This window comes from Aeromonas simiae (genome assembly GCF_000820125.1).
GTDB classification, from domain to species: Bacteria; Pseudomonadota; Gammaproteobacteria; order Enterobacterales; family Aeromonadaceae; genus Aeromonas; species Aeromonas simiae.
This window is the reverse complement of the sequence record NZ_CDBY01000012.1, coordinates 2,342-26,720: the sequence shown is the minus strand read 5'-3', so window position 1 is coordinate 26,720 and position 24,379 is coordinate 2,342. Positions and strand designations below refer to the sequence as shown.

Here is a 24,379-nt window from a genome sequence, read left to right as displayed (position 1 = left end):
CAATTAAGTCATGCAGATGGAAAATGGTCTTTATCGGCTCAATGGCTGATAAAGCGTTGTAACAAATCGCCCTCTTGCTTGAGCAGCCGATTCCAGTCGGCCACCGCGAGGCGCACTTCCAGCAGGCAGTCCCCCTCTTCACTGAAGCTCTCCTGCTCAATGCCCTTGAGCCGGTAAAACAGGCTGCGCAAACGGGCCTCCGAAGGAGGCAGACGCAGCAGGTGATGCACCATGGTGCCCGAGAGCAGTTCGCTCAAGGCCTGCTGAAGCAGCTCGCAGCCGGCTCCACTCTGTGCCGACAGCCAGACCCGCACCGGTTTGCCGGTGTCGTCTCTTTCGAGCGCGACGGGTCGATCTGCCAGTTTGTCGATCTTGTTGCAGATCATCAACTGCGGACGGTCATCGGCCTCGATCTCGGCCAGCACACTCTGTACCGAGTCGATGTTGTCCTGCATCTGATCGTCGGCGCAGTCCACCACATGCAGCAACAAGTCGGCCTCACGGGTCTCTTGCAGGGTTGCCTTGAAGGCGGCAACCAGATCATGGGGCAGATGTCGGATGAATCCAACCGTGTCGGCCAGAATCACATCCCCGACATCTTTTATCTCGAGGCGACGCAGGGTCGGATCGAGGGTGGCAAAAAGCTGGTCGGCAGCATACACGCTGGCAGCTGTAAGTTGGTTGAACAAAGTAGACTTGCCGGCGTTGGTGTAACCCACCAAAGAGACCGTCGGCACCTCGTTGCGATTGCGGGCGCGGCGCCCCTGTTCACGCTGCTTGGCCACCTTGTCGAGCCGACGCAGTATGTACTTGATGCGCTCGCGCAGCAGACGGCGGTCGGTTTCAAGCTGGGTTTCACCCGGGCCACGCAGACCGATCCCCCCCTTCTGGCGTTCAAGGTGGGTCCAGCCGCGTACCAGACGGGTTGAGAGATGGCGCAATTGGGCCAGCTCAACCTGCAACTTACCTTCATGGGTACGGGCCCGCTGGGCGAAGATATCGAGGATCAGGCCGGTGCGGTCGACCACGCGACACTGCACCAGTTTTTCCAGGTTACGTTCCTGGGCGGGGGTCAGGGCATGGTTGAAGATCACCACATCGGCACCGAGCATGTGTACCTGATCGGCGATCTCTTCGGCCTTGCCACTGCCTACGAAGAATTTGGAACTGGGTGCACCCCGGCTGGTGGTGATGACGGCCAGGGTATTGACCCCGGCCGAGCTGACCAGCATTTTCAGCTCTTCAAGGTCTTCCCTTTCACCCTCATCACTGAAGTTGACGTGCACCAAAACAGCCTGTTCGCCTGCTTCATAACGGTCAAACAAGCGTTGACTCCTTCAATGTCCTTGGGCTATCCAAGCGGATAGCCCGGTTAGGGTCAGGCTTCACTGTCACCCTGCGGCTCGTCGGACTGGCCGGCCGGGGCAGCTTGCTGGTGATGGTTGACGGCACGGGCCGGTACCACGGTGGAAATGGCATGCTTGTAGACCATCTGGCTCACGGTGTTCTTGAGCAGGATAACGAATTGGTCAAAAGACTCGATCTGGCCTTGCAACTTGATGCCGTTCACCAAATAGATAGAAACCGGAATACGCTCACGGCGCAGCGCATTCAAAAACGGGTCTTGAAGAGATTGCCCCTTAGCCATCTTTCTTTCCTTCATTTTGTTTGTAGTTGTAAATCGTCTTTCGCCGATATAACAACCTGATTATACAAGGAGTGTCAAGCCGCACCAACGGCCTCAACCACTCGTTGTACATTATCCTTGGCGCCCGAGGTCAGCCAGGTGACGTCAGGCCAGCCACGCAACCAGGTCATTTGACGCTTGGCCAGTTGACGGGTGGCCACTATGCCACGGTAACGCATCTCATCATACCCGACCTCACCGGCGAGATAATCCCACATCTGGCGATATCCCACGCAGCGGATGGAAGGCAGATCCGGCGTCAGATCGCCCCGCTGGTAGAGCTGGCGTACCTCCTGCTCAAACCCGCCTGCCAACATCAGGTCAAAGCGCAGCTCGATACGCCGGTGCAGCTCACCACGCTCCTCGGGGGCGATGGCGAACTGACTCACCCGATAGGGCAGCGCCTCCCCTTGAATCTGGGTCAGCTCGGTCAGGGTCTTGCCGCTGATCCGATAGACTTCAAGCGCCCGACTCAACCGCTGCGGGTCGTTGGGGTGGATGCGCGCCCCCGCCACCGGGTCGATGCGCTTGAGCTCGTCATGCAATGCCTGCCAGCCAAGGCGCGCGGCCTCATCTTCCAGCTGGCGACGCACCTCGGGATCGGCCGAGGGGAGCGGCGACAGCCCTTCCAGTAGCGCCTTGAAATAGAGCATGGTGCCCCCCACCAGCAGCGGGATACGGCCACGCCCGGCGATGTCGGCCATCTCGCGCAGGGCGTCGCGGCGAAAATCCGCCGCCGAGTAGCTCTGCGCCGGATCGAGGATATCGATCAAACGGTGCGGCGCTGCCGCCAGTTCGGCCTGACTCGGCTTGGCGGTGCCGATGTCCATGCCACGGTAGATCAGCGCCGAATCGACACTGATGATGTCACAGGGCAGCGCCCTGGTGAGCGCCATCGCCAGATCCGTCTTGCCCGAGGCGGTCGGCCCCATCAGAAAAATCGCGTGCGGCAACTCAGCCACGATCCAGCTCCTCCATCAGGGGGGTCAGGGAGACCCGGCGCATCAGGCGCACGTCCTCCAGTTGGCCTGGCACTTGTGCCAGCTCCAGCAACAGCCGGCTGGCGGTCGCAAAATCATATACCTTGGCCACCGCGATACCGTGCTCGAGCAACCAGCGACAGAGCACCTCGACCTCCTGTTCCCCTAGCACCTCGGGCTGGCTGGCCAGCAGTTGTAGCAACTCGGGGAAGAGGCGGGCCAGATCGCTGCTACGCAGCAGCGCCGGCACCCGGGTCAGGATCATGGTGTCGCGGGCACCGCTTTTCAACTCAAAGCCCATGCGGCGCAGCAGCTCCCCCCTCACAGCAACCTGCTCGAGCAGGGAATCCGGCAACTTGAGGGAGACCGGCAGCAACAGGGGCTGGCTGGTCAGCCCCTGCCCCCACTGCTCACGCAGGTGCCCCAGCAGCAGTGCGCACTCGGCCCGGCGTAACGAGAGCAGGGCCAGCTCGCCCCCTTGCTCCCACAGCAGATGGCGGCCGGCCACCAGAGTGAGGGCGCGCAGCGGCGCCTCACTCGTCGCCTCGGTTGGCAGAGAGGGCTCGGCGCCAGTCGCGGCCGGCGGCAGGGTGGTAAGCAGCGCCTGCATGCCGCGCACCGCCCTGGGATCGATCTCCTCCCGCTCCGCGCGCCCGCCATAGCCAGCACGACCCGCCGATGCCGGCGCGCCTTCTGCCAGCGCGGGGGCCGGTTTGTAGGCGTGCTCAGCCCCATACCAATCGGCGCGGGGGGCCTGTCCGGGATAAGAGGGGGCCGGCGCGGAGGGGAGCTCAACCTGGCTCTCGGCGAGCGGCAGCTCGGGGTCTCCGTGCTGACGCAAGGCGGTGTAGAGCGCCTGGAAGATGAAGTCATGCACCAGCCGCGCCTGGTGAAAACGCACCTCGTGCTTGGCCGGGTGAACGTTGACATCCACCTGGCGCGGATCGAGTTCGATATAGAGCACATAAGCGGCATGCTGCTCTGCCGGCAGCAGCGCATCGTAGGCCTGACGGATGGCGTGGTTGATCAGCTTGTCGCGCATCATGCGGCCATTGACGTAGGTGTATTGCAGATCGTTTTGCGGCCTGCCCCCCTGCGCCGAGCAGATCCAGCCGCGCAGGTGCACGTCGCTGTGCTCGCTCTCGACCGCCAGCGCATGATGCATGAAGGGGGAACCACAGACGGCGGCCAGACGCCGCTCCTGCTCCTGCACCGTCTGGGCAGCGCGGTACTGACGCACCGCCTTGCCGTTGTGACGCAGGATCAGGGTGACATCGAAGCGAGCCAGCGCGATACGGCGGATCAGCTCATCGATGTGGGCAAACTCGGTCTTCTCGCTCCGCAGGAACTTGCGCCGGGCCGGGGTGTTGAAGAAGAGATCCACCACCTCCACCGTGGTGCCGACCGGGTGGGCGGCAGGGCGCACCGTCACCGCCATCTCACGCCCCTCGGCCTGGGCCTGCCAGGCTTCGCTCTGACTCTCGGTGCGCGACGTGAAGGTGAGCCGCGACACCGAACTGATGGAGGCCAGCGCCTCGCCGCGAAACCCGAGGCTCATAATGCCTTCGAGATCGTCCAAGGTTTCCACCTTGGAGGTGGCGTGGCGCGACAGGGCCAGCACCAGCTCATCCTGGGGCACACCGCAGCCGTTGTCGCGGATGCGGATCAGCTTGGCGCCCCCTTTCTCGATGTCGATCTCGATGCGATCGGCACCGGCATCCAGACTGTTTTCCACCAGCTCCTTAACCACGGAGGAGGGGCGTTCCACCACCTCGCCGGCCGCGATCTGGTTGGCCAGCATAGGGGGCAGGATTCGGATCGGCATGGCTTACTCCTGCGGGATCTTCAGCACCTGGCCGACCTGGATCTCCCGCGACTTGAGGTTGTTGTATTCGACCAGCCGCGCCTGGGTCACCCCATAGCGCTCGGCCAGCCGAGACAGGCTCTCACCACGCTTGACCTGATGGCGCAGCGGAGGTTTGGCCGCCACCGGTGCGACCCGCGCCGCCGGCACCTTGAGGGTCTGGCCCACCTGGATTTCACGGGACTTCAGGTTATTTAGCTCAACCAGCGCCGCCTGGGTGGTGTTATAGCGAAAGGCCAGCAGGGAGAGGCTCTCACCGCGCTTGACCACGTGGCGTCCGCTCGCCCCCTGGCCCGCCGCACTGGCGGCCGGGCGGCTCGGGGTATTGGCCACCTCGCTGTAGGGCTTGATCACCCCGGCGCCGGAGGCACTGGCCGTACCACTCCCTGAGCGAGTCGGCGCGACGCTCGCCGGAGCCTGGGCGGCAGGGCGAGCCGTGGAGGCCGTGCTCTGACTGGCCGCCGGTCGACCCTTACCGGTCAGCATCGGCCCCTTGGTCGGGTGGCTACGATAATAGGTGCGGATCCCCTGGAAGATGGCGCGGGCGATCTTCTCCTGATAGGCGCCGGAAGCGAGTTGCTTCTCCTCCTCGTGGTTGGAGATAAACCCGGTTTCGACCAGCACGGAGGGGATGTCGGGGGATTTGAGCACCGCCAGACTGGCGTGCTGCGGCACCTGCTTGTGCAGCCGTGCGACTTGGCCCAGTTGGCGCAGGATCTGCCGGCTCACGTCATAACCTTCAGCCCGCGACTTGTCCATCGACAGATCGAGGAAAGTGCGCGCCAGATAGGGGTTGGGATCCGATTCGGAGATCACCTTGCCTACCCCGCCGAGCAGCTCGGACTGTTTCTCCTGCTGCTCCAGCCAACGGCCCATCTCACGGTTGGCCCGGTTAGTCGAAAGCACCCAAACCGAGGCGCCGCGCGGACGCGAGTCGTTGAAACTGTCGGCGTGCACCGAGATGAGCAGATCTGCCTTGGCCCGGCGGGCAATATCGGAGCGGCGGTTGAGATCGACGAAGTAGTCACCGCGCCGGGTCATCACGGCGCGCAGACCCGGCTCGCGATCGATAAGGGCCGCCAGCCGCTGGGAGATCCCCAAGGTCACCCGCTTTTCGAAGGTGCGGCGCGAGCCGATGGAGCCGGGGTCTTCCCCACCATGGCCGGCATCGATGGCGATGACGATGTCGGGGTGACCGTTGCGGTTGACCGGCTTGTTGGATGCCTGCGCCGCCCCCTTCTCCTCGAAGGGAAGATCGATCACCAGGCGGTGGCCATAGGGCCCAGCCGGCGCCAGCGGGAAGACCACCGGCTTGATGGCGCTGCTGAGATCCATCACCAGCCGCATCTCCCCCTTGTTGAGGGGAGAGCTCTCACGGATTTTCCGCACCAGCTGGCTCTTGTTCTCGACCCGGGCCAGATTGGTGCCGTTGCTGGCATTTTTGATATCGATCACCAACCGATCCGGGCCGGTCAGGGTGGAAAAGGAGTAATCGGGGGCGCTGGCCATGTCCAGCACCACTCGGGTGCTGTCGGGCGACGGCCAGATCCGCACCCCCTTGAGCTGGTTAGCCCAGGCGGGGAAAACGGTCAGAGTAAGCAAAAAGGCGACAAGAAAACGCACGTATCAGATCCGTTGTAGCAAGGCTTCACCGACGGCAGAGCGGGCGACCAGTTCGGCCTCCCGCTGCTCGCCCACATAACGCAGGGTGATCTCAAGATCCGGGGCTGGCAACCACCCCTCCCCCTTTTCGGGCCACTCCACCAGGCACAAGGTGCGCTCGGCGAAGTAGTCACGAATCCCCATGAACTCCAGCTCTTCAGGGTCGGCGAGGCGGTAGAGATCGAAGTGATATACCTGCCAACCGGCCAATTCATAGGGTTCAACCAGGGTATAAGTCGGGCTCTTTACCTTGCCCTGATGGCCCAGCCCCTGCACCCAGCCACGGGTCAGGGTGGTCTTGCCGGCGCCAAGGTCGCCGTGCAGGAAGACGGTGGTCGCCACGCTCAAGGCCTGGGCCAGACGCCCACCGAGGGCCACGGTCGCCGCCTCATCGGACAGCGACAGTAACAACTGTTTTGTCATGTTCTCTATCGTTCTTGTGATATTTGCGGATTAACCAGACGGCGCACCCAGGGCAGCAGATCCGAGGCCAGCATGCCTCTCTCCCCCTCGGTTGCAGCCAGATCGCCGGCTTCGCCATGCAGGGCCACCCCGAGCGCGGCGGCCTGAGCGGCTGGCAGCCCCTGGGCGAGCAGGGCGGCGATTATACCAGATAACAGATCTCCCATGCCGCCACTGGCCATGCCGGGATTGCCCTCATTGCACAGTCGCAGTTGCTCCCCGTCGTGGATCAGGGTGCCGGCCCCCTTGAGTACCACCACACCGCCATAGCGCTGCTGTAGCGCCGTCACGGCGGCGAGGCGATCGGCCTCCACCTCGGCCACGCGGCAACCGAGCAGACGAGCGGCCTCGCCGGGGTGGGGGGTGAGCACCCAATTATCCCGATGAAGGGGGTGCTGCGCCAGCAGGTTGAGGCCATCGGCATCGATCACCAGCGACTCGTTTTGACACAGGGCAGCGGCAAAGCAGCGCCGCGCCCACTCATCCTGCCCCAGACCGGGGCCGATGACCCGCACCGAATCCCAACCCGGCCCCAGCTCGGAAGGGTCGGCCTGCATCAACTCGGGCTGGCTCAGACTGGGCGCTGGCAACGAGGGGTGCTGGCAAACCCGCACCAATCCGGCACCGGCGCGCAGGGCGGCGCGGGCCGCCAGCAAGATGGCGCCCTGCATGCCGGCATTGCCCCCCACCAACAGCACCCGGCCGTGATCCCCCTTGTGGGCGGTGCGCCGGCGCGGCGCCAGTTGCGAAGCCAGTGCAGGGTAGTCGATGCGTTGCGCAACCGGCGCCCCCCAGCGGTCGATGGCGAGCCCCAGTGGCGCCAGGCTCAGCCGCCCGCACCAATTGGGCCCGGCACCGGTCAGCAGGCCGGGCTTGAGGCCGATGAAGGTGAGGGTCTCGCTGGCCTGTACCACCTCGCCCAACACCAACCCGGTATCGGCCTGCAGGCCGGAGGGGAGATCCACCGCCAGCACAGGGATCCCCTCTTGCTGCCAGAGGTTGATACGGGCGATGAGCCGTGCCGGATCGCCCTCTACCGGCAGCGCAACGCCAGTGCCGAGCACGGCATCGATCACCAGATCCGGCGCCGGCACCGGTGCATCACCCCCCAGCACACTGCCCCCTGCCGCCAGCCAGCTACCGGCGGCGCGGCCGGCATCCCCCTTGAGCCGAGCCGGCTCACGGGTCGCCAACACGGTGACCATCAGCCCCTTTTCGCGCAGGCGCCGCGCCAGCACATAACCATCACCGCCGTTATTGCCGGCACCACAGCAGATAAGAACCCGCCGAACACCCGGCCAGCGCTGCAAAATATGTTGCTCGAGCGCGCCGCCAGCCCGCTCCATCAGTGCATAGAGGGAGATACCCGCAGCGGCGGCCAGCGCGATCTCGGCCTGGCGTATCTGTTCGGCACGCCACAGGCTGTGTGGTAAACTTGCGTCCGTTTCCCTGCTGACCTGTTTGATCTCACCCATGACGGCTCCCGATCTGCCCGATCCCGCGTCGGATCTGCACGCTCTGGCCCACCATATCAAGCTATGGGCACGCGAGCTAGGTTTTGACCAGGCCGGTATCACAGATACCGATCTGCACCTTGAAGAGCCGCGCCTGCAAGCCTGGCTCGATGCCGGCTATCACGGCAGCATGGAGTACATGGCGCGCCACGGCATGCTGCGCGCCCGCCCTGACGAGCTGCTGCCGGGCACCTTGCGGGTCATCTCGCTGCGCATGAACTATCTCCCCTTCGAGGCGGGCTTTGCCGCCACCCTGCGCGATCCGCGTCTTGGCTACATCAGCCGCTACGCCCTCGGCCGCGACTACCACAAGGTGCTGCGCAGCCGTCTCAAGCAGCTCGGCGAGCGGATCGAGCGCGCCTGCGGAGAGCTGGGTTTTCGCCCCTTCGTCGATTCGGCCCCCCTGCTTGAACGCCCGCTGGCCGCCAAGGCGGGCCTCGGCTGGGTGGGCAAGCACTCGCTGCTGCTCAATGCCGAGGTGGGCTCCTTCTTCTTTCTCGGGGAGTTACTCGTCAACCTGCCACTGCCCGTCGACCCCCCGGTAGAGAAAGAGCAGTGCGGCAAATGCACCGCCTGTCTCACCCTCTGCCCGACCGGCGCCATCGTCGCCCCCTATGTGGTGGATGGGCGGCGCTGCATCTCCTACCTCACCATAGAGAGCGACGAGCCGATCCCGGTCGAGCTGCGTCCGGCGCTCGGCAACCGTATCTATGGCTGTGACGACTGCCAGCTGATCTGCCCGTGGAACCGCTACGCCGCCGCCAGCCCGGAGCCGGACTTCGCGCCGCGCCCCACTCTGCACCGGCCGCCATTGCTGCTGCTCTGGTCATGGGATGAGGTGGCGTTTCTCACACACACCGAGGGGAGCCCGATCCGCCGCATCGGCTATCAGCGCTGGCGCCGCAACCTAGCGGTCGCGTTGGGCAATGGCCCCGCCGACGCCGAGGTGATCGCCGCCCTCGAGCAGGCATTGCCCGAAGCCTCCCCCCTGGTGGCCGAGCATATCGAGTGGGCGCTCGCCACCTTGCACCTACGGGCCGATACGGAAAACAAGAAGACGCAGCGATTGATCCGCTGCATCGAAAAAGGTCTGCCGGATCACGCCTAGGCAAGCTGCCCCTTGCGCAGCCTCTTCCGGTTTTTCATTCTGTGCCGCCATGGGCGCAGACAAGGAGTCAAGCATGCAAATATTGGGTGTCGATATCGGCGGTTCCGGCATCAAAGGGTGTTTGGTCGATACCACGACCGGTGAGCTGATTGGCGAGCGCCACCGCATCCAAACCCCGCAACCCGCCACGCCGGCGGCCGTCGCCCATACCCTCAAGGCACTGGTTGAACACTTCGAGTGGAAGGGGCCGATCGGCTGCGGCTTTCCCGCCACCATCCAGCACGGGATCGCCAAAAGTGCCGCCAACATCGACCCGAGCTGGGTCGAGACCGATGTCGAGCATCTGTTTCGTGAGATCACCGGCCTGCCCTGCTTCGTGCTCAACGACGCCGATGCCGCCGGTATCGCCGAGATGCGCTTTGGTGAAGGCAAGGATCGGCAGGGCGTGATCATCCTGGTCACGGTCGGCACCGGGATCGGTACCGCCGTGTTCGTCAACGGCCAGTTGCTGCCCAACACCGAGCTGGGCCATCTGATGCTGGAGGGGATGATCGCCGAGCGCTACTGCTCCGACGCGGCCCTCAAGCGCGAGGATCTCAGCTGGAGCAAGTGGGGCAAGCGCTTCAACCAGTATCTGGCACGCCTCGAGTTTCTCTTCTCCCCCGATCTGTTCATCCTCGGCGGCGGCAGTGCCGCCAAGATGGACAAGTTCATCGACAAGATCGCCACCCGGGCGCCGCTGGTGCCCGCCGCCAGCCTCAACCAGGCCGGCATCATCGGGGCGGCGCTGCATGCCGCCGCCCGCCAAAGCCCTGCGCGCAAGCGTAAATAGGCCGGGCGCAGGAACGAGCAGGGAGGCCCGAGGCCTCCCTGTTTTTTTAGGTCACATGTCGTCGAAGCGATGCACGCCATGCACGAAGCGGGTCAAACGCTGCTGCTCGAGGGTGGCCAGGGCATCGAGCAGGGCGGCAGTGCCGTCGGTCGGGCACTCGCGCGCCATGCGTGACAACTCCTCGGTCAGCTGCTGCTCGAACCCGGTGACCAGCGCAATGATGGCCTCCCCGTCCATGTCGGCAGGCAAGGTGGTGCTGTTGATGGTCGCCAGCATGTCGTGGGAGATCCCCTGCTCGAGCCAGGTCTCGGCCACGCTCTCACCAAGCTGGCTGGCATACTCGTGCAGCTGGCCGGTGGCGGCATCCTCCCTGCCCCGCAGATAGGACAGCAACAGCCGGCTGCGTTCGGCATCGGCCTGACGCTCGAGGCGGCCATAGAGACGGGAAAGCATCTGGTGTACCTGCTCGATATAGAGCAGCAAGTCCTTGATCTGTTGGAAGCGCATGACGGTCTCCTCCCTTTTTCATCCCATCCCAGTATAAAAAAGCCAGGAGGGCCGCCAAACAGGCAGGGGCTGACCGATTGCTGCAGGTCAAGGCAATGGCGAATAAAGCGACAAAAAGGGAAAAGAGGAATGTTTTCTGCTTGGCAGAACTGGGGCGACTTGAGAAGAAAATTTGGAGCGGGAAACGAGACTCGAACTCGCGACCCCGACCTTGGCAAGGTCGTGCTCTACCAACTGAGCTATTCCCGCAACGGAGGGTCATCTGCAAGATGCTTGGAGCGGGAAACGAGACTCGAACTCGCGACCCCGACCTTGGCAAGGTCGTGCTCTACCAACTGAGCTATTCCCGCAACGGAATGGCATCTGCAAGAGATTTGGAGCGGGAAACGAGACTCGAACTCGCGACCCCGACCTTGGCAAGGTCGTGCTCTACCAACTGAGCTATTCCCGCAAAACAGATTGTCATCGCAGTGGATTGGAGCGGGAAACGAGACTCGAACTCGCGACCCCGACCTTGGCAAGGTCGTGCTCTACCAACTGAGCTATTCCCGCAACGGAGTGCCACCGGCGATGTTTGGAGCGGGAAACGAGACTCGAACTCGCGACCCCGACCTTGGCAAGGTCGTGCTCTACCAACTGAGCTATTCCCGCAACAGATTGTCACCGTGATGATTGGAGCGGGAAACGAGACTCGAACTCGCGACCCCGACCTTGGCAAGGTCGTGCTCTACCAACTGAGCTATTCCCGCAACGCGGCATCATCAACGATATTTTGGAGCGGGAAACGAGACTCGAACTCGCGACCCCGACCTTGGCAAGGTCGTGCTCTACCAACTGAGCTATTCCCGCAACGCACAGCGGCGCGACTTGCGCTACTGCACGGGAGCCGAATTATACGAGGGGGCACTTCAATTGCAAGGGCTTTTTCGGTATGCCCCGCACGACTGCCTAAAAGCTCGCCGAACTGGCGAGCCCCCCGCCAACCCCGACTCAGATGGTAAAGACGCGCTCACGGTAGAAACGCAGCTCGGCCACCGACTCGCGGATATCGTCGAGCGCCTGGTGGGTGCCCTGCTTCGTAAACTCGCCGAGGATCTCAGGCTTCCAGCGCCGCACCAGCTCCTTGATGGTGCTGACGTCCACGTTGCGGTAGTGGAAGAAGGCCTCCAGCTCTGCCATGTGCTTGACCATGAAGCGGCGGTCCTGGCCGATACTGTTGCCGCACATGGGGCTGGTGCGCTCGGGCACCCACTGGCGCAGGAAGGCGAGGGTCTCGGCCACGGCCGCCGCCTCGTCATGGCGGCTGGCCTTGACCCGCGCGATGAGGCCGGAACCACCGTGGGTGTTCTGGTTCCACTCATCCATCTTGGCCAGCTCGGCTTCGCTCTGGTGGATGGCAATCACCGGCCCCTCGGCCAGCACGTTGAGATCCTTGTCGGTGACGATGGAGGCGATCTCCAGCACCACATTCTCTTCGGGATCGAGGCCGGTCATCTCCATGTCGATCCACACCAGATTCTGCTCTGAAACGGTCATCTTGCTTACTCTTTGGCGGCATTTTGTGAATTTGCATGTATCATACTGGCTTTGTTTTTAGCAGCAAAACGGCGAATCGCGTGGCAAAGAGAGCGAAACTCAATCTGGGACAGCAGCGGCGGGTGCAAGCCAACCGCGACAAGCGCCTGAACGACTTGAAAAAGGATCGGGCGCCACAGATCGACGACAGCCTGCTGGGCGCCCCCGAAGAGGGGATCGTCATCAGCCGCTTCGGCCAGCATGCCGATGTGGAGTCGCACGACGGCACCACCCGCCGCTGCAACCTGCGCCGTACCCTCGGTAGCGTGGTGTGCGGCGACAAGGTGATCTGGCGGCCGGGCAACGCGGAAGGGTCGCCCGGCGTCATCGAGGCGGTGCATCCGCGCCACTCGGTGCTGACCCGTCCCGACTTCTATGACGGGGTCAAACCGATCGCGGCCAACATCGATCAGATCATCATCGTCTCCGCCGTGGTGCCGGAGTTCTCCACCAACATCGTCGACCGCTATCTGGTGGCCGCCGAGGATGTGGAGATCCCGCCCCTCATCGTCCTCAATAAGGTCGACATGTTGAGCGAGGCCGAGCGCGCCACGGTCGAGGGACAACTCGATGTCTATCGCCGGCTCGGTTACCCGGTGCTGCTGGTGAGCAGCCAAAGCGGCGAGGGGCTCGATGCCCTCAAGGCCACCCTGGCCGACAAGGTGAGCATCTTCGTGGGCCAGTCGGGGGTCGGCAAGTCGTCGCTCACCAACTCCCTGCTGCCTGGGCTGGACGTGCTGACCGGCGAGATCTCCGAGGTCTCCGGGCTGGGCCAGCACACCACCACCACGGCGCGCCTCTACCACTTCCCGAGCGGCGGCGATCTCATCGACTCCCCCGGCATTCGTGAATTCTCCCTCTGGCACCTCGAGCCGGAGCGGGTCACCTGGTGTTTCGTGGAGTTTCGCGACTACCTGGGTGGCTGCAAGTTCCGCGACTGCACGCACAAGGATGACCCTGGCTGCGTGCTGCGCGAGGCGGTTGAGCGGGGCGAGATCACCCGCGAGCGCTTTAGCAACTATCACCGGATCCTGGAATCGATGCAGGAAACCCGCCACGGCCGGCAGCAAGCCCGCCTCTGAATCTACCTGTGAAGACGAGCATCATGAGCATCACTGACAACCTGAAAATCGCTGGCCAGTACTGCCTGCCCAAACATCTCCTCTCCCGCCTGGTGGGCAAACTGGCCGCCGCTGAAGCCGGCAGCCTGACCACCCGCATCATCGAAGCCTTCGTCAAGCGCTATGGCGTGAACATGAGTGAGGCGCTGCACGAAGAGGCGTCCCACTACAAGAGCTTCAATGACTTCTTCACCCGGCCGCTGAAAGAGGGGATGCGCCCCGTGGTAGAAGACCCCATGACCCTGGCCCTGCCGGTCGATGGCACCGTCAGCCAGCTCGGCCCCATCCGCCAGGGGCGCGTCATCCAGGCCAAGGGGCACGACTACAGCGCTCGCGAACTGCTCGGTGGTTTTGACGATCTGGTGGCCCCGTTCAAGGACGGTGACTTCGCCACCATCTACCTGGCGCCCAAGGATTACCACCGCATCCACATGCCGCTGGACGGCGTGCTGGAGAGCATGGTGTTCGTGCCGGGGGATCTCTTCTCGGTCAACCCGTTGACCGCCCAGAACGTGCCCAATCTGTTTGCCCGCAACGAGCGGGTGGTCGCCACCTTCCGCACCGAGCACGGGCCGCTGGCCATGGTGCTGGTCGGCGCCACCATCGTCGCCAGCATCGAAACCAGCTGGGCCGGCTGTATCGCCCCCTGTGGCCGCAAAGAGGTCAAGCGCTGGGATTACCCCGGCGAGCAGGCCATCACCTTGAAAAAAGCCGAGGAGATGGGGCTGTTCAAACTCGGCAGCACCGTCGTCTGCCTGTTTGGACCGGGCATGCTCGAACAGTTCGAACCACACCTGCAACCGGGCGTGGTCACCCGCATGGGCGCCCCGTTTGCCCGCCTCAAGGGGTAATCCATGAGCCAGCCGAACAACCCGTTGCACGGGATAACGCTCGCCACCATGGTCACCGAACTGGTGGAGCACTACGGCTGGCCCGAACTGGGTCGGCAGATCCCCATCCGCTGCTTTACTCAAGACCCCAGCATCAAGTCGAGCCTCACCTTCCTGCGCCGCACCCTTTGGGCCCGCGAGAAAGTCGAGGCCCTCTATCTGCTAACCCGCCAGCAGGCGGGCATCTGGCAAAAGTCATAAATCAGAGAGCGATCATGGCATTCACCATTACCTACCGCTATCGTAAACAGCTCAAGTCGATTGGCTATGCCAATGACAAGCACCACAGCATTTACGATGCGATTGCCACTGCCGAGGGTATCGATCTGGCGCGCTACCGCGCCATGGAGGAGCAGGTGGTCAACATCAGCCGCCGCGACCGCAAGATGCTCAAGGAGTTTCGCGAGAACTACTTTCGCGAGCTGGGATTCAGCGACATCGCCATCGTGAGGGACGAACAGGAGTAAGCGATGCGCCGAGCAACAGGGATGGTTGCACTGATTACCGTACTGCAAGGATGCAGCCTGATCCCCGGCTGGGGAGAGAGCGCTCAGATCACCGATCGGCACGGCTGCGTGCGCAGCGAGGGCTATCGTTGGTCACAACTGATGGGGCAGTGCCTCATTCCGGCCGAACAGGCCGTCAAGCTCGGCTCCCTCAACCACGGCGATTCGCGCAGCGCCTGGGTACTGGTCGCCCGGGATCGCAGCGAGGCCGAGATCTATCTGCCGGAGCGCGACTCCATCATGCTGCCGCGCCAGAATCAGGGGGATAAACCCAGCTGGGGCAGTGGCGACTGGTCACTGCTGCATGGCAGTGGTTACGTGCTAAGCGAAGATGGCTACGCCCGCTTTCACAACTACGGAGCCCGCTAGCGCTCTGCGAGCCTCAGACAACAAAAGAAAAGCGGGGCAATGCCCCGCTTTTCTTTTTCCTTCCCGACTCAGTCGCCGAGCGAGGCAAACAGGCTGTTTTCCAGCTCGCCACGCGACACGCAGACCGGCGTGAGGGAGGGTGCCGGCACGCGGTCGCCAGAGGCTTCCACGTAGAAGAGCTGGGTGTTGCCCTTGACGTTGACGGTGGCCACGCTGCTGTCACCGCTTTGGGTGATGATCAGGTTGACCTGCACATTGGGGTCACCTGCGACCACCTTGGCGCCCATGGTGCCGCAGTCGAGCCACTTCAGGCCGTCGGCGGCCTGTTGCAGGTTGGCGGTCATCAGACCGGCACCACGCTGGCTGTTCTCGATTTGCAGACCGTGCTCCTGGAACCACTTCTCGGCACGGGACCAGACCAGATCAACCGGGATCTGCATGGTCTGGGTATTGTTGGTCGCCAGCGCCTGCGGTGCGGTGTAGCGGTAATCTTCGTTGCGGCCATCATTGCCGGCACAACCTGCCAGCAGCGCAGCCAGCAGCCCGACTCCATATCTCTTCTTCATCTCTTCTCTCACCAGAATCCATGGCCCTGTGGCCAAGGCGGCCATTATCACCCGGACGTCAGAAACTGTCAGCTCCCCCCACCATCGAAACGGCACTCTTTACAAAGCAGGAAGGGCTGGCATAGATTGCCGCAAAGCCACCGCCAGAGTAACAGCGTGCCCTCCCCCATGATTCCCGACTGGCTGCAGCAGGTGCTCGACAGCCTGCCACTCAGCCTGTTCTGCCGTGATCTGCACGGGAACTATCTGTTTTGTAACCGTCAATTCGCCCGTCAGGCCGGGGTGGATGACCCGCGTGACCTGCTCGGGCGCAATGACAGCGAGCTCCCTTGGGGTGAGCGCTATCGGGAGGAGGATCGCCGACTATTGCAGGAGCGCCGCCCCCTCATCAGCCAGCACCTGCTCTGCGAGCAAGAGGAGGGGGAGATATGGATCCAGACCCACAAGGTGCCCTTCTACGACAAACTGGGGAACCCGCTCGGCCTGTTTGGCCTCATCGAGGAGATCTCTCACCTCAAGGGACTGGAAGAGGCGCTCAGTGCCCACCAGCAGCTGCAACGCAAACTGCTCGACGCCATTCCCGACCTGATCCTGCTCTTTCGCGCCGATGGCAGCGTGCTCGAATCCAACCAGGCCCTGCTCGACTTTTTCGATCTGCCCCGTGGCCATGCCACATGGCGGCAACCGGGTAGCCTGCCCCCCGCCCTGTTCGACATCACTCAGGGCCCCAGCGAGCTCACCCTGAAAGATGCGCTTGGCCACCACCATGTGCTGGAAGTCACCCGCCTTGAAGTGCCCAATCTGGGCGAACCCGCCACGCTATCCCTGTGCCGCGACGTGACCCGGCAGCGCAGTGCCGAGCAACAGCTGCGCCAGGCACGCCAGTTCGACAGCCTGACCGGCCTGCTCAAGCTGACCACCTTTTTGGAGCGCGCCCAGCAGGGCGACGATCGCCCCGTCTGCCTGCTGATGGTCGACTTGCAGCACTTTCACGAGATCAATGCCCGCTTCGGCATCCGCATCGCCGATCTGCTGCTCGGTGAGGTGGCCACCCGCCTGCAACTGCATGCGCCGGTCGGTAGCCAGTTGTGCCGGGTCTCTGCCGATGATTTCTGCCTGCTGGTGCCGCAAGAGCAGCTCGGCACCGAGCGCCGGTTATGGGGGGAGTGGCTACGCCGCCGCTTGGCTGCCCCCTACTCGGTGGCGGGGCACCGCATCCAGATCGACTGCCACATCGGCATCGCCGAAGGAACCAGCCATGCCGTCGAGAGCCTGCTGCACCACGCCGAGGCGGCCCTGGCGGAGGCCAAGCAGACCCGTCAGCACTTCTTTAGCTTCGATGCCGAGCTGGAGGGACGGATCCGCCGCCGCCGCCTGCTTGAGCAGGCGCTGCCACGGGCCATCCATGCCCGCCAGCTGCACCTGGCCTATCAACCCATCATCGCCAGCGGCACCGGCGCGCTGCTCGGCGCTGAGGTGCTGTGCCGTTGGCACCATGAGGAACTGGGGCCTATCCCACCGGACGAGTTCATCCCGCTGGCCGAACAGCTCGGCCTCATCGGTGCCCTCGGCAGCCTGGTGATCCAGCGGGCCGCCCAGCAGTGCGCCGAGTGGCGTGCCCAGCAGCCCGAGCTGCGACTGTCGGTCAACCTCTCACCGCTCCAGTTCCGCCAGCCGAGCCTGTGCCGTGAGCTGTTGCAGGCGGTGCAGGCATGGCAACTGCCGCCGGCCGCACTCGAGCTCGAGATCACCGAAAGCGTGCTGATGGAAAATGCCGACGAGATAGACAACAACCTGCGCCAGCTGCTGGCCGCCGGCTTCCCGCTGGCCATCGACGACTTCGGCACCGGCTACTGCTCGCTGGCCTATCTGCCGCGTCTGCAGGTGAGCAACCTCAAGCTCGATCGCAGTTTCATCCGCGAACTGGAAAGCAATCCGGTCACCACCGCCATCGTCCGTTCCGTGATCGGCTTGGCGCACGAGATTGGTATGCAGATCACCGCCGAGGGGGTCGAGACCGAGGCCCAGCGCGACTGGCTCATTGCCGCAGGCTGCCAGCGCCTGCAAGGCTACCTGTTCAGCCAGCCCCTGCCGGCAGAGGCATTCGCCACCCGCTTCCTCGGCAAACGCTGAAAACACAAGAGGCCGCTCGATGAGCGGCCTCTTGCAGGGGGGAGCACTTACTCCTGGAAGTAGGTGCCCCAGCCGTCGTACTCCACCCCGTGCTTGGCCACGATCGGCAGCATGGCGTCGATGTCGCCCATGATCGCCTCGACCTTGAGCGGGCGCTGGGTGATGGCGTCGAAGCAGAGGATGGTGGCGCCGTCGTCGAGCTCCATCTCCTCGGCGTCGGTCACCTCGTAACCGGCCTTGAAGAGATCGACCGCCGCCTTTTCGAGCTGGTCAAAATCCTGGCTGGCAAAGTGGTGCTCAATCTCATACTCCGCCTCCGGATTGCTGCCATCGGCCAGCAGTTCGTCGATGATGGCCAGGGTCTCCTCGCGCCACTCTTGCGTGTTCAGGCTCATGTTGCCTCCAGGATAAAAAGTTGCGCGCCAGCATACCGCGAACCACGACCCCCGCTCAATCGCGGTGAAGGGCCCGGTTCACTTTATCGCCTCTGTGTGCAAAAAGCCGGCAAACGCACCATTTGTACGATAAAAATCGTGGCTGCGGTTGACAGGACACGGAGGAAAGGGTTTAATGCGCGCCGTTGCCCAGATAGCTCAGTCGGTAGAGCAGGGGATTGAAAATCCCCGTGTCGGCGGTTCGATTCCGTCTCTGGGCACCACGACTCTTCCTCCGTAGTTCAGTCGGTAGAACGGCGGACTGTTAATCCGTATGTCACTGGTTCGAGTCCAGTCGGAGGAGCCAAATTTAGAAAAGCCCGCTCATCGAGCGGGCTTTTTGTTTTTCCTCTCACTGCACCGTGATCGGCTGGCGGCCCCTCACGCAGCCGGTGATCCCGCGTCCGGCTCCCGTTATCATGGTTTCCCCTCCTGTCAGGATGCAATCATGACCCCCTATACCCTCGACGGCATGCTGTGCCACCCCATGACCTTGTCGGTCCCCCTCGACCACCAGCAACCACAGGGGACGCAGATCACCCTGTTTGCCCGCACCCTGGTCGACAAGGGCCGTCAGGACGACAACCTGCCCTGGCTGCTGTTTCTGCAAGGGGGGCCCGGCTTCGGGGCGCCGCGCCCGACCGCGCGCAGCGGCTGGCTGAAGCGGGCTCTGCAAGAGTTTCGCGTCCTGCTGCTCGATCAGCGCGGCACGGGCAACTCCACCCCGGTCAGCGCCCAGGCGCTGGCTCACCTCACCCCCACCGAGCAGGCCGACTACCTGCGCCATTTCCGCGCCGACAGCATAGTGCGTGACGCCGAGTGCTGGCGGGCGCGGCTCTCCCCCGAGCGCCCCTGGAGCCTGCTCGGCCAAAGTTTTGGTGGCTTTTGCTGCCTCACCTATCTCTCCTTGTTCCCTGAGGCGCTGCGCGAGGTCTACATCACGGGCGGCATCCCGCCGCTTGGGCGCCGGGCCGACGAGGTTTACGAGGCGACACTGCGCCGGGTGGCCGACAAGCAAGACGCTTTCTGCGCCCGCTTTCCCGCCATGCAGGGGCTGCTCGATCGCCTCGCCACCCACCTCCATCACAATGAGGTGTGCCTGCCGAACGGCCAACGCCTGACGGTCGAGCAGTTCCAGCAGCAGGGACTGGATCTCGGCGCCAGCGGTGGCCCCGAGTCCCTCTACTACCTGCTGGAGGGTGCCTTCGACGGTGAGCAGCTCAATCCGGCCTTCCTCTACCAGTTGCAGGGGATGCAGCCCTTTAACAGCCACCCCATCTTCACCATCTTGCATGAATCCATCTATGCCGAAGGGCTTGCCACCGGTTGGGCTGCCGAGCGGGTTCGTCAACGCCACCCCGAGCTCAACTGGGCACCGGGCAAGGCGCTGCGCTTCACCGGCGAGATGATCTACCCCTGGATGTTCGAGCAGTTCAGGGAGCTGCGCCCCCTGCGTGAATCGGCCCACCTGCTGGCCGAGAAGCGCGACTGGCCTCCCCTCTACGATCGGGCGCGTCTGGCAGCCAACCCGGTACCGGTCGCCTGCGCCGTCTATGCCGAGGACATGTACGTGGAGTTCGACTACAGCCGAGACACCCTCAAGGGGCTCGGCAGCAGCCGGGTCTGGATCACCAACGAGTACGAGCACAACGGCATCCGAGCAGACGGGGAGCGTATCCTCGATCGCCTCATCACCCTCAACCGGGATCGCTGATCGGATGCAGCCCGAGCCGGGCGCAGGCCGGCTCGCCCCGCCACCTCCCCTTACCGTGGCGCGATAGGGTGACGATCGAAACGGCTGGCGCCGGCTATAGTGAGTACGCGCCAGCCGTCCACGGAAAGTGATATGAAACGACACGGATCGATCCCCTTCTACCTGCACCTCTCCTATCTCTTCATCGGTTTGTTATTGGTTTTCGCTCTCGTCAGCGGCTGGTACCAGTACCGAGCAGCCAGTCACCAATCCCTGCAAAGCGCCCACCAGCACTACCAAACCGTGGCCCAAAATACGGCCCGCGAGCTGTTGCATACCTATCAAGGGGGGCAGTTGAGCGCAGAGCTGCTGGCCCAGCAGGGGATCATGACCGCCACCTCGCTGCAAGAGCGGCTGGCGCACCTGCGCTTTTTCACCATCTCCCTCGCCAACAACCCCTCCCTGGTCTCCCTCTATATCGGTTACCGCAGCGGTGACTTCTTTCTGGTGCGTCGCTATCAAAGCGGCACGGCGCTGGCCCACAGCCTGGCCGCCCCGAGCGGCTCAGCCTGGGTCGTCCAGAGCATGGCGGGCGCGCCGCAGCGCGGGGAGTTTCTCTTCTTCGATGCCGAGTTACAGCTGCTGGAGCGGCGCAGCATGCCCGATTACCGCTACGATCCGCGCCAGCGCTACTGGTATCAGGCCGCCATCGTCTCCCACTCGCCCGTGATGACCGCCCCCTACGCCTTTGCCACCAACGGCCTGCTCGGCATCACCCTGGCCCAGCGCACCGCCAATGGCATGGGGGTCGCCGCCAGCGACATCCAGCTGGAGCAGTTCGGTCAGCTGTTGCAGCGAGCTCGCACCACGCCGGGCAGCCGGCTGGCCCTGCTCAGTGACACAGGCCAGGTGCTGGCCACCGCCACCGAAGGGGAGCACAAAGTGGCTCACCTACCCACCCTGCGCGAGCTAGGGGAAGGGGTACTGCTGGCGCTGCTGCAACAGCGGGAGAGCGGTGAGCCGGTCTCCTTTCACGCTCCGGCCGGCACCCTCTGGGAGGGGATGCGCCAGAGCATCGCCGTGCAGGGGGAGCCACCGCTCACTCTGCTGATGGCCTCTCCCCATACCGAGCTGCTGGCCGACGCCATGCAGGCGAGCCGCCAGACCTGGCAGATCTCGTTATTGCTGCTCGGCGCCGGGCTGGCCGTCGCCTTCTGGCTGTCGCGGCTGGCATCGCGCCCCCTCAATATCCTGCAAGAGGAGGTTCGCAAGATTGAGCAGTTCAAGTTTGGTGAGCCACTGGCCATCGATACCCGCATCGTCGAGATAGAGCGGCTGGCCAGCGCCATCGGCAGCATGAAGGAGAGCATTCACCACTTCATGGAGCTGTCGCTTGCGCTGGCGAGTGAGACCCGCTTCGAGACCCTGCTGGCCAGGGTTCTCGGAGAGCTCGGCTCGCAGGCCCGCGCCGAGGGGGGGATCCTCTACCTGTGTGAGCAGGAGCTGTTGCAGGAGGCGCAGCGCTTCTGGCAAGGCCCGCCGACGGCGGCCGAGCCCCATCCCCCGATCGCGTTGGCGGGCGATCACCTGCTGGCACGCCTGCTGCGCGAAGAGCGCCTGACCTGTCCGCTGGAGCCCGCCCTGCGCCAGGCGAGCTTTCCCCTGCTGCCGGCATACGCACAACCGCTGACCCTGCTGACCCTGCCACTGCGCAACCGTGACGGCGAGCTGCTCGGTGTGCTGGCGCTGCAACTGGACGAGCGGCGCCAGCCTATCAGCCCGGAGTGGCTCGCCTTTGCCCAGGCGCTGGCCGGCTCTGCCGCCGTCGCCCTCTCGACCCAGCGCCTGATCCAGGAGCAAAAACAGCTGCTCGAATCCTTCATCCAGCTGATTGCCGGCGCCATCGATGCCAAGAGCCCCTACACGGGAGGTCACTGCCAGCGGGTGCCCGAGCTGACCAAGATGCTGGCGCAGGCCGCCTGCGCCGAGCAAGAGGGGCCGTTTGCCCATTTTGGATTGGATGAAGAGCAGTGGGAGGCGCTGCACATCGCCGCCTGGCTGCATGACTGCGGCAAGGTGACCACCCCCGAGTATGTGGTGGACAAGGCGACCAAGCTCGAGACCCTCTACGATCGCATCCACGAGGTGCGGATGCGCTTTGAAGTGCTCAAGCGCGATGCCGAGATCGCCTGCTGGCAGGGGATCGCGGAAGGGGGGCACAGGGCAGCCCTAGAAACGGAGCGGGATCGCCAGTGGGCGCAACTCGACGAGGAGTTCGCCTTCGTCGCCAGTTGCAACGAGGGGAGCGAGTACCTCTCGCCCGAGAAGCGGGAGCGGCTACAGCTCATCGCCCAGCGCACCTGGCTGCGCACCCTCTCCGATCGCATCGGCATCGCCCACGACGAGCTGACCCGCAAGCTGCAAAGCCCGGCCATGACCCTGCCGGTGCGCGAGCCACTGCTGGCCGACAAACCGGAGCACCTCATCCACCGCAGCCAGCGGGAGCGCATCCCCGAGCACAATCCTTGGGGTTTTCGCATGCCGGTGCCAGAGCTGCTCTACCACCGCGGCGAACTGCACAACCTCGGCGTGCAGCGCGGCACCCTGAGCGAGGAGGAGCGCTTCAAGATCAACGAGCACATCATTCAAACCATCATCATGCTGGAGAAGCTCCCCTTCCCCCGCCACCTGCGCCAGGTGCCAGAGATAGCCGGCGGCCACCACGAGAAGATGGATGGCAGTGGCTACCCGCGCGGCCTGACCCGGGAGCAGATGAGCATGCCGGCTCGGATGATGGCGATCGCCGACATTTTTGAGGCGCTCACCTCGGTCGATCGCCCCTACAAGCGCGGCAAGACCCTCTCCGAGGCGCTGCGTATCATGGCCATGATGCGCAGCGAGCAGCACATCGACCCGGATCTGTTCGAGCTGTTCCTGCGAAAGGGGATCTATCTCGAGTACGCCCAGCGTTACCTGCGCCCGGAGCAGATCGACGAGGTCGACATCCGCCCCTACCTGACTCAAGCATCCCACTGACCCTAACAACGACGAGGCCGGACATTGTCCGGCCTCGTTTCACTCTCTCACCCCGTTATTGCGGCTTGCGCTCGCCGCTGACCACCGGGTTCTTGGCGTCCATGCTCCACTCGTACCAACCACCATCGAAGACGCTGATCCGCTGCCAATCCATCAGCCAGGCGTAGAAGAAGGCCTCGGAGGCGCGCCAGCCGGTGCCGCAGTAGAAGGCGGTCTGCTTGTCTGGCGTGATGCCCCACTGCTGCCACATGGTCAGCAGTAGGGCGGCGTCCTTCATGGTGCCATCCGGGTTGTGGTAATCGCTCATGTCGTTGGCATCCACCCCGGCATGCCCCCACTTGGCGCCCTTGATGTCCCCCTTGGGCTCAATGTAGCTGTAGCCCGAGGTCTCCCCGGTGAACTCAGGCCAACTGCGCACGCTGACCAGCGCCCCGTCCCGCTCGGCCAGGATCTTCTTGGCCCCCGGTACATCGGTCAGGTACTCGGGATGCTGCGGAAGGGTGACCCCGAAGCCCTTGGCCGGCTCGTAGCGCGTGGGCAGGCCGGTCTCGGTCGGCAGCATGCGCACATACTGGTTGGTCCATGCATCGAAGCCGCCATCGAGCAGGCGCACGTCTTTCACCCCGGCGTAGAGCATGAAGTGGGCGGCGCGGGCCGCCGCCATGGTGTTACGGCCATAGAGGATGACGGTGGTGTCATGGCGAATGCCGTTTTCCAGCAGCAGCTTCTCGAGATCCTGATCGGAGACCTTGTTCCACAGCGGCTCGGATTCGAGGCGATTGGTGTCGATGTAGCCGGCCCCCGGTATGTGGCCGATGAGGAAGGCCTTGGGGGCGCCCCAACCCACCTCAAACAGCTTCCACTCCCCCTTGGGAGCGGCCACGACCTTCTCCCCCTTACGCAGGGCCTCGAGCCACTGGGGGTAAACCAGTTGCTGCCAGCGGGCGAGGCGCTCACGCGGCGCGCTCTGCCAGTCGCTCAGCTCATAGAGCTGGGTGAAGCCGTGCTGCTTCTCCAGCATCAGGGCGACTTCGGCCACCTGGCGCTTGTCACCGTAGAGGGCGACCGGCTTATCCTTGGCCAAGTCCTTCTCGGCCAGGATGCGCGGCCACTGATCGTCATCGATCTTCCAGTCACCGGAGAGGTTGACGGCCCCCTTGACGTGGCCCCCCTGCGACTCGCCCTCCATCGGCCAGCCCTGATAGAAGTTGCTGGATCGCACGTCGACGAGACGGGCGTGCTTGGCCTGCGCCTCCTTGAAGGTGAGGGTGAGCAGCTCGCCGGCGGCGACGGCTCCCTGCCACAGCAGGGCGGCACACCCCAGGGTGGCCAGACGAATGATGCGCGAAGTGAACATGATGCTCCCGTTGAGTCGTAACAATTCAGAAAATCGAGCGGCCGAGGCGCTCGGCAAACCGTTCCAGTGCGGCGGTTCCCGCC

Annotated in this window: 22 protein-coding genes and 9 tRNA genes; 12 read left to right on the top strand and 19 right to left on the bottom strand. The window is 63.9% G+C overall.

Annotation, left to right across the window (positions count from 1 at the left end; genetic code table 11):
* Positions 1 to 38: 38 nt before the first annotated feature.
* The 7 genes from hflX to BN1134_RS02120 all read right to left on the bottom strand — a co-directional run bounded on the left by hflX (position 39) and on the right by BN1134_RS02120 (position 8,130).
* Positions 39 to 1,325, bottom strand: a complete 1,287-nt coding sequence (gene hflX, locus BN1134_RS02150) for a ribosome rescue GTPase HflX (protein ID WP_042044980.1) — start codon at positions 1,323 to 1,325, stop codon at positions 39 to 41.
* 53 nt (positions 1,326 to 1,378) lie between these two features.
* Positions 1,379 to 1,648, bottom strand: a complete 270-nt coding sequence (gene hfq / locus BN1134_RS02145) for an RNA chaperone Hfq (RefSeq protein WP_042044979.1) — start codon at positions 1,646 to 1,648, stop codon at positions 1,379 to 1,381.
* A gap of 74 nt (positions 1,649 to 1,722) precedes the next feature.
* On the bottom strand, positions 1,723 to 2,640 hold the full coding sequence (miaA, locus tag BN1134_RS02140; RefSeq protein WP_084214680.1) for a tRNA (adenosine(37)-N6)-dimethylallyltransferase MiaA: 918 nt from the start codon (positions 2,638 to 2,640) through the stop codon (positions 1,723 to 1,725).
* 1 nt (position 2,641) lies between these two features.
* Positions 2,642 to 4,492: a DNA mismatch repair endonuclease MutL gene (gene mutL / locus BN1134_RS02135; RefSeq protein WP_042044978.1), complete on the bottom strand. Its 1,851-nt coding sequence runs from the start codon at positions 4,490 to 4,492 to the stop codon at positions 2,642 to 2,644.
* 3 nt (positions 4,493 to 4,495) lie between these two features.
* On the bottom strand, positions 4,496 to 6,154 hold the full coding sequence (locus tag BN1134_RS02130; protein ID WP_042044977.1) for an N-acetylmuramoyl-L-alanine amidase: 1,659 nt from the start codon (positions 6,152 to 6,154) through the stop codon (positions 4,496 to 4,498).
* A 3-nt stretch (positions 6,155 to 6,157) separates the two neighbouring features.
* Positions 6,158 to 6,616 carry a tRNA (adenosine(37)-N6)-threonylcarbamoyltransferase complex ATPase subunit type 1 TsaE gene (gene tsaE, locus BN1134_RS02125; protein ID WP_042044975.1) on the bottom strand — a complete coding sequence of 153 codons (459 nt, stop codon included), beginning with the start codon at positions 6,614 to 6,616 and terminating at the stop codon, positions 6,158 to 6,160.
* Between the two features lie 5 nt (positions 6,617 to 6,621).
* Positions 6,622 to 8,130, bottom strand: a complete 1,509-nt coding sequence (locus BN1134_RS02120; RefSeq protein WP_042044974.1) for a bifunctional ADP-dependent NAD(P)H-hydrate dehydratase/NAD(P)H-hydrate epimerase — start codon at positions 8,128 to 8,130, stop codon at positions 6,622 to 6,624.
* Between BN1134_RS02120 and queG the strand changes: the two genes are divergently transcribed.
* A complete protein-coding gene (gene queG, locus BN1134_RS02115; RefSeq protein WP_042044973.1) occupies positions 8,129 to 9,277 on the top strand; it encodes a tRNA epoxyqueuosine(34) reductase QueG in 1,149 nt (382 codons plus the stop codon). The genes BN1134_RS02120 and queG overlap by 2 nt on opposite strands.
* 73 nt (positions 9,278 to 9,350) lie before the next feature.
* Complete coding sequence (gene ppgK / locus BN1134_RS02110) at positions 9,351 to 10,109, top strand: polyphosphate--glucose phosphotransferase (RefSeq protein ID WP_042044972.1); 759 nt, start codon at positions 9,351 to 9,353, stop codon at positions 10,107 to 10,109.
* A gap of 51 nt (positions 10,110 to 10,160) precedes the next feature.
* Here the strand turns inward: ppgK and BN1134_RS02105 are convergent, their stop codons facing one another.
* From BN1134_RS02105 to orn, 9 genes are all read right to left on the bottom strand, one after another.
* Complete coding sequence (locus BN1134_RS02105) at positions 10,161 to 10,616, bottom strand: hypothetical protein (protein WP_042044971.1); 456 nt, start codon at positions 10,614 to 10,616, stop codon at positions 10,161 to 10,163.
* A gap of 173 nt (positions 10,617 to 10,789) precedes the next feature.
* Positions 10,790 to 10,865: transfer RNA gene (locus tag BN1134_RS02100), tRNA-Gly, on the bottom strand.
* A 25-nt stretch (positions 10,866 to 10,890) separates the two neighbouring features.
* A tRNA-Gly gene (locus BN1134_RS02095) sits at positions 10,891 to 10,966 on the bottom strand.
* 25 nt (positions 10,967 to 10,991) lie between these two features.
* Positions 10,992 to 11,067: transfer RNA gene (locus BN1134_RS02090), tRNA-Gly, on the bottom strand.
* Between the two features lie 25 nt (positions 11,068 to 11,092).
* A tRNA-Gly gene (locus tag BN1134_RS02085) sits at positions 11,093 to 11,168 on the bottom strand.
* A 23-nt stretch (positions 11,169 to 11,191) separates the two neighbouring features.
* A tRNA-Gly gene (locus BN1134_RS02080) sits at positions 11,192 to 11,267 on the bottom strand.
* Between the two features lie 22 nt (positions 11,268 to 11,289).
* Positions 11,290 to 11,365: transfer RNA gene (locus BN1134_RS02075), tRNA-Gly, on the bottom strand.
* A 24-nt stretch (positions 11,366 to 11,389) separates the two neighbouring features.
* A tRNA-Gly gene (locus tag BN1134_RS02070) sits at positions 11,390 to 11,465 on the bottom strand.
* Between the two features lie 141 nt (positions 11,466 to 11,606).
* Positions 11,607 to 12,152: an oligoribonuclease gene (gene orn, locus BN1134_RS02065; RefSeq protein WP_042044970.1), complete on the bottom strand. Its 546-nt coding sequence runs from the start codon at positions 12,150 to 12,152 to the stop codon at positions 11,607 to 11,609.
* 80 nt (positions 12,153 to 12,232) lie between these two features.
* Here orn and rsgA point away from each other — a divergent pair, with 80 nt between their 5' ends.
* The 5 genes from rsgA to BN1134_RS02040 are packed head-to-tail and all read left to right on the top strand — an operon-like array spanning position 12,233 to position 15,077.
* Complete coding sequence (gene rsgA / locus BN1134_RS02060; RefSeq protein WP_042044969.1) at positions 12,233 to 13,273, top strand: small ribosomal subunit biogenesis GTPase RsgA; 1,041 nt, start codon at positions 12,233 to 12,235, stop codon at positions 13,271 to 13,273.
* Positions 13,274 to 13,296: 23 nt separating this feature from the next.
* Positions 13,297 to 14,163: an archaetidylserine decarboxylase gene (gene asd, locus BN1134_RS02055; protein ID WP_042044968.1), complete on the top strand. Its 867-nt coding sequence runs from the start codon at positions 13,297 to 13,299 to the stop codon at positions 14,161 to 14,163.
* A 3-nt stretch (positions 14,164 to 14,166) separates the two neighbouring features.
* Positions 14,167 to 14,403, top strand: a complete 237-nt coding sequence (locus BN1134_RS02050) for a VF530 family protein (RefSeq protein ID WP_042044967.1) — start codon at positions 14,167 to 14,169, stop codon at positions 14,401 to 14,403.
* 14 nt (positions 14,404 to 14,417) lie between these two features.
* Positions 14,418 to 14,669 (top strand): DUF2960 family protein, encoded by a 252-nt coding sequence (locus BN1134_RS02045; protein WP_042044966.1) that lies wholly within the window; start codon positions 14,418 to 14,420, stop codon positions 14,667 to 14,669.
* Positions 14,670 to 14,672: 3 nt separating this feature from the next.
* Positions 14,673 to 15,077 (top strand): hypothetical protein, encoded by a 405-nt coding sequence (locus BN1134_RS02040; RefSeq protein WP_042044965.1) that lies wholly within the window; start codon positions 14,673 to 14,675, stop codon positions 15,075 to 15,077.
* 68 nt (positions 15,078 to 15,145) lie between these two features.
* Here BN1134_RS02040 and BN1134_RS02035 read toward each other — a convergent pair whose 3' ends face one another.
* Positions 15,146 to 15,643 (bottom strand): hypothetical protein, encoded by a 498-nt coding sequence (locus BN1134_RS02035; RefSeq protein ID WP_042044964.1) that lies wholly within the window; start codon positions 15,641 to 15,643, stop codon positions 15,146 to 15,148.
* 168 nt (positions 15,644 to 15,811) lie between these two features.
* Between BN1134_RS02035 and BN1134_RS02030 the strand changes: the two genes are divergently transcribed.
* Positions 15,812 to 17,776: a putative bifunctional diguanylate cyclase/phosphodiesterase gene (locus tag BN1134_RS02030; protein WP_042045002.1), complete on the top strand. Its 1,965-nt coding sequence runs from the start codon at positions 15,812 to 15,814 to the stop codon at positions 17,774 to 17,776.
* Positions 17,777 to 17,823: 47 nt separating this feature from the next.
* On the opposite strand, the gene rraB is transcribed toward BN1134_RS02030, so the two are convergent.
* The gene (rraB, locus tag BN1134_RS02025; protein ID WP_042044963.1) at positions 17,824 to 18,171 is read right to left on the bottom strand and encodes a ribonuclease E inhibitor RraB; all 348 of its coding nucleotides are present in this window, start codon (positions 18,169 to 18,171) and stop codon (positions 17,824 to 17,826) included.
* Positions 18,172 to 18,358: 187 nt separating this feature from the next.
* Here rraB and BN1134_RS02020 point away from each other — a divergent pair.
* The 4 genes from BN1134_RS02020 to BN1134_RS02005 all read left to right on the top strand — a co-directional run bounded on the left by BN1134_RS02020 (position 18,359) and on the right by BN1134_RS02005 (position 22,939).
* Positions 18,359 to 18,434 (top strand) — tRNA-Phe (locus BN1134_RS02020).
* Positions 18,435 to 18,441: 7 nt separating this feature from the next.
* Positions 18,442 to 18,517: transfer RNA gene (locus tag BN1134_RS02015), tRNA-Asn, on the top strand.
* Between the two features lie 141 nt (positions 18,518 to 18,658).
* Entirely contained in the window at positions 18,659 to 19,924 is a 1,266-nt protein-coding gene (locus BN1134_RS02010; protein ID WP_415857794.1) for an alpha/beta fold hydrolase, read from the top strand.
* 132 nt (positions 19,925 to 20,056) lie between these two features.
* A complete protein-coding gene (locus BN1134_RS02005) occupies positions 20,057 to 22,939 on the top strand; it encodes an HD domain-containing phosphohydrolase (RefSeq protein WP_042044962.1) in 2,883 nt (960 codons plus the stop codon).
* A 55-nt stretch (positions 22,940 to 22,994) separates the two neighbouring features.
* Here the strand turns inward: BN1134_RS02005 and BN1134_RS02000 are convergent, their stop codons facing one another.
* A complete protein-coding gene (locus tag BN1134_RS02000; RefSeq protein ID WP_042044961.1) occupies positions 22,995 to 24,296 on the bottom strand; it encodes a rhodanese-like domain-containing protein in 1,302 nt (433 codons plus the stop codon).
* Between the last annotated feature and the right edge of the window lie 83 nt (positions 24,297 to 24,379).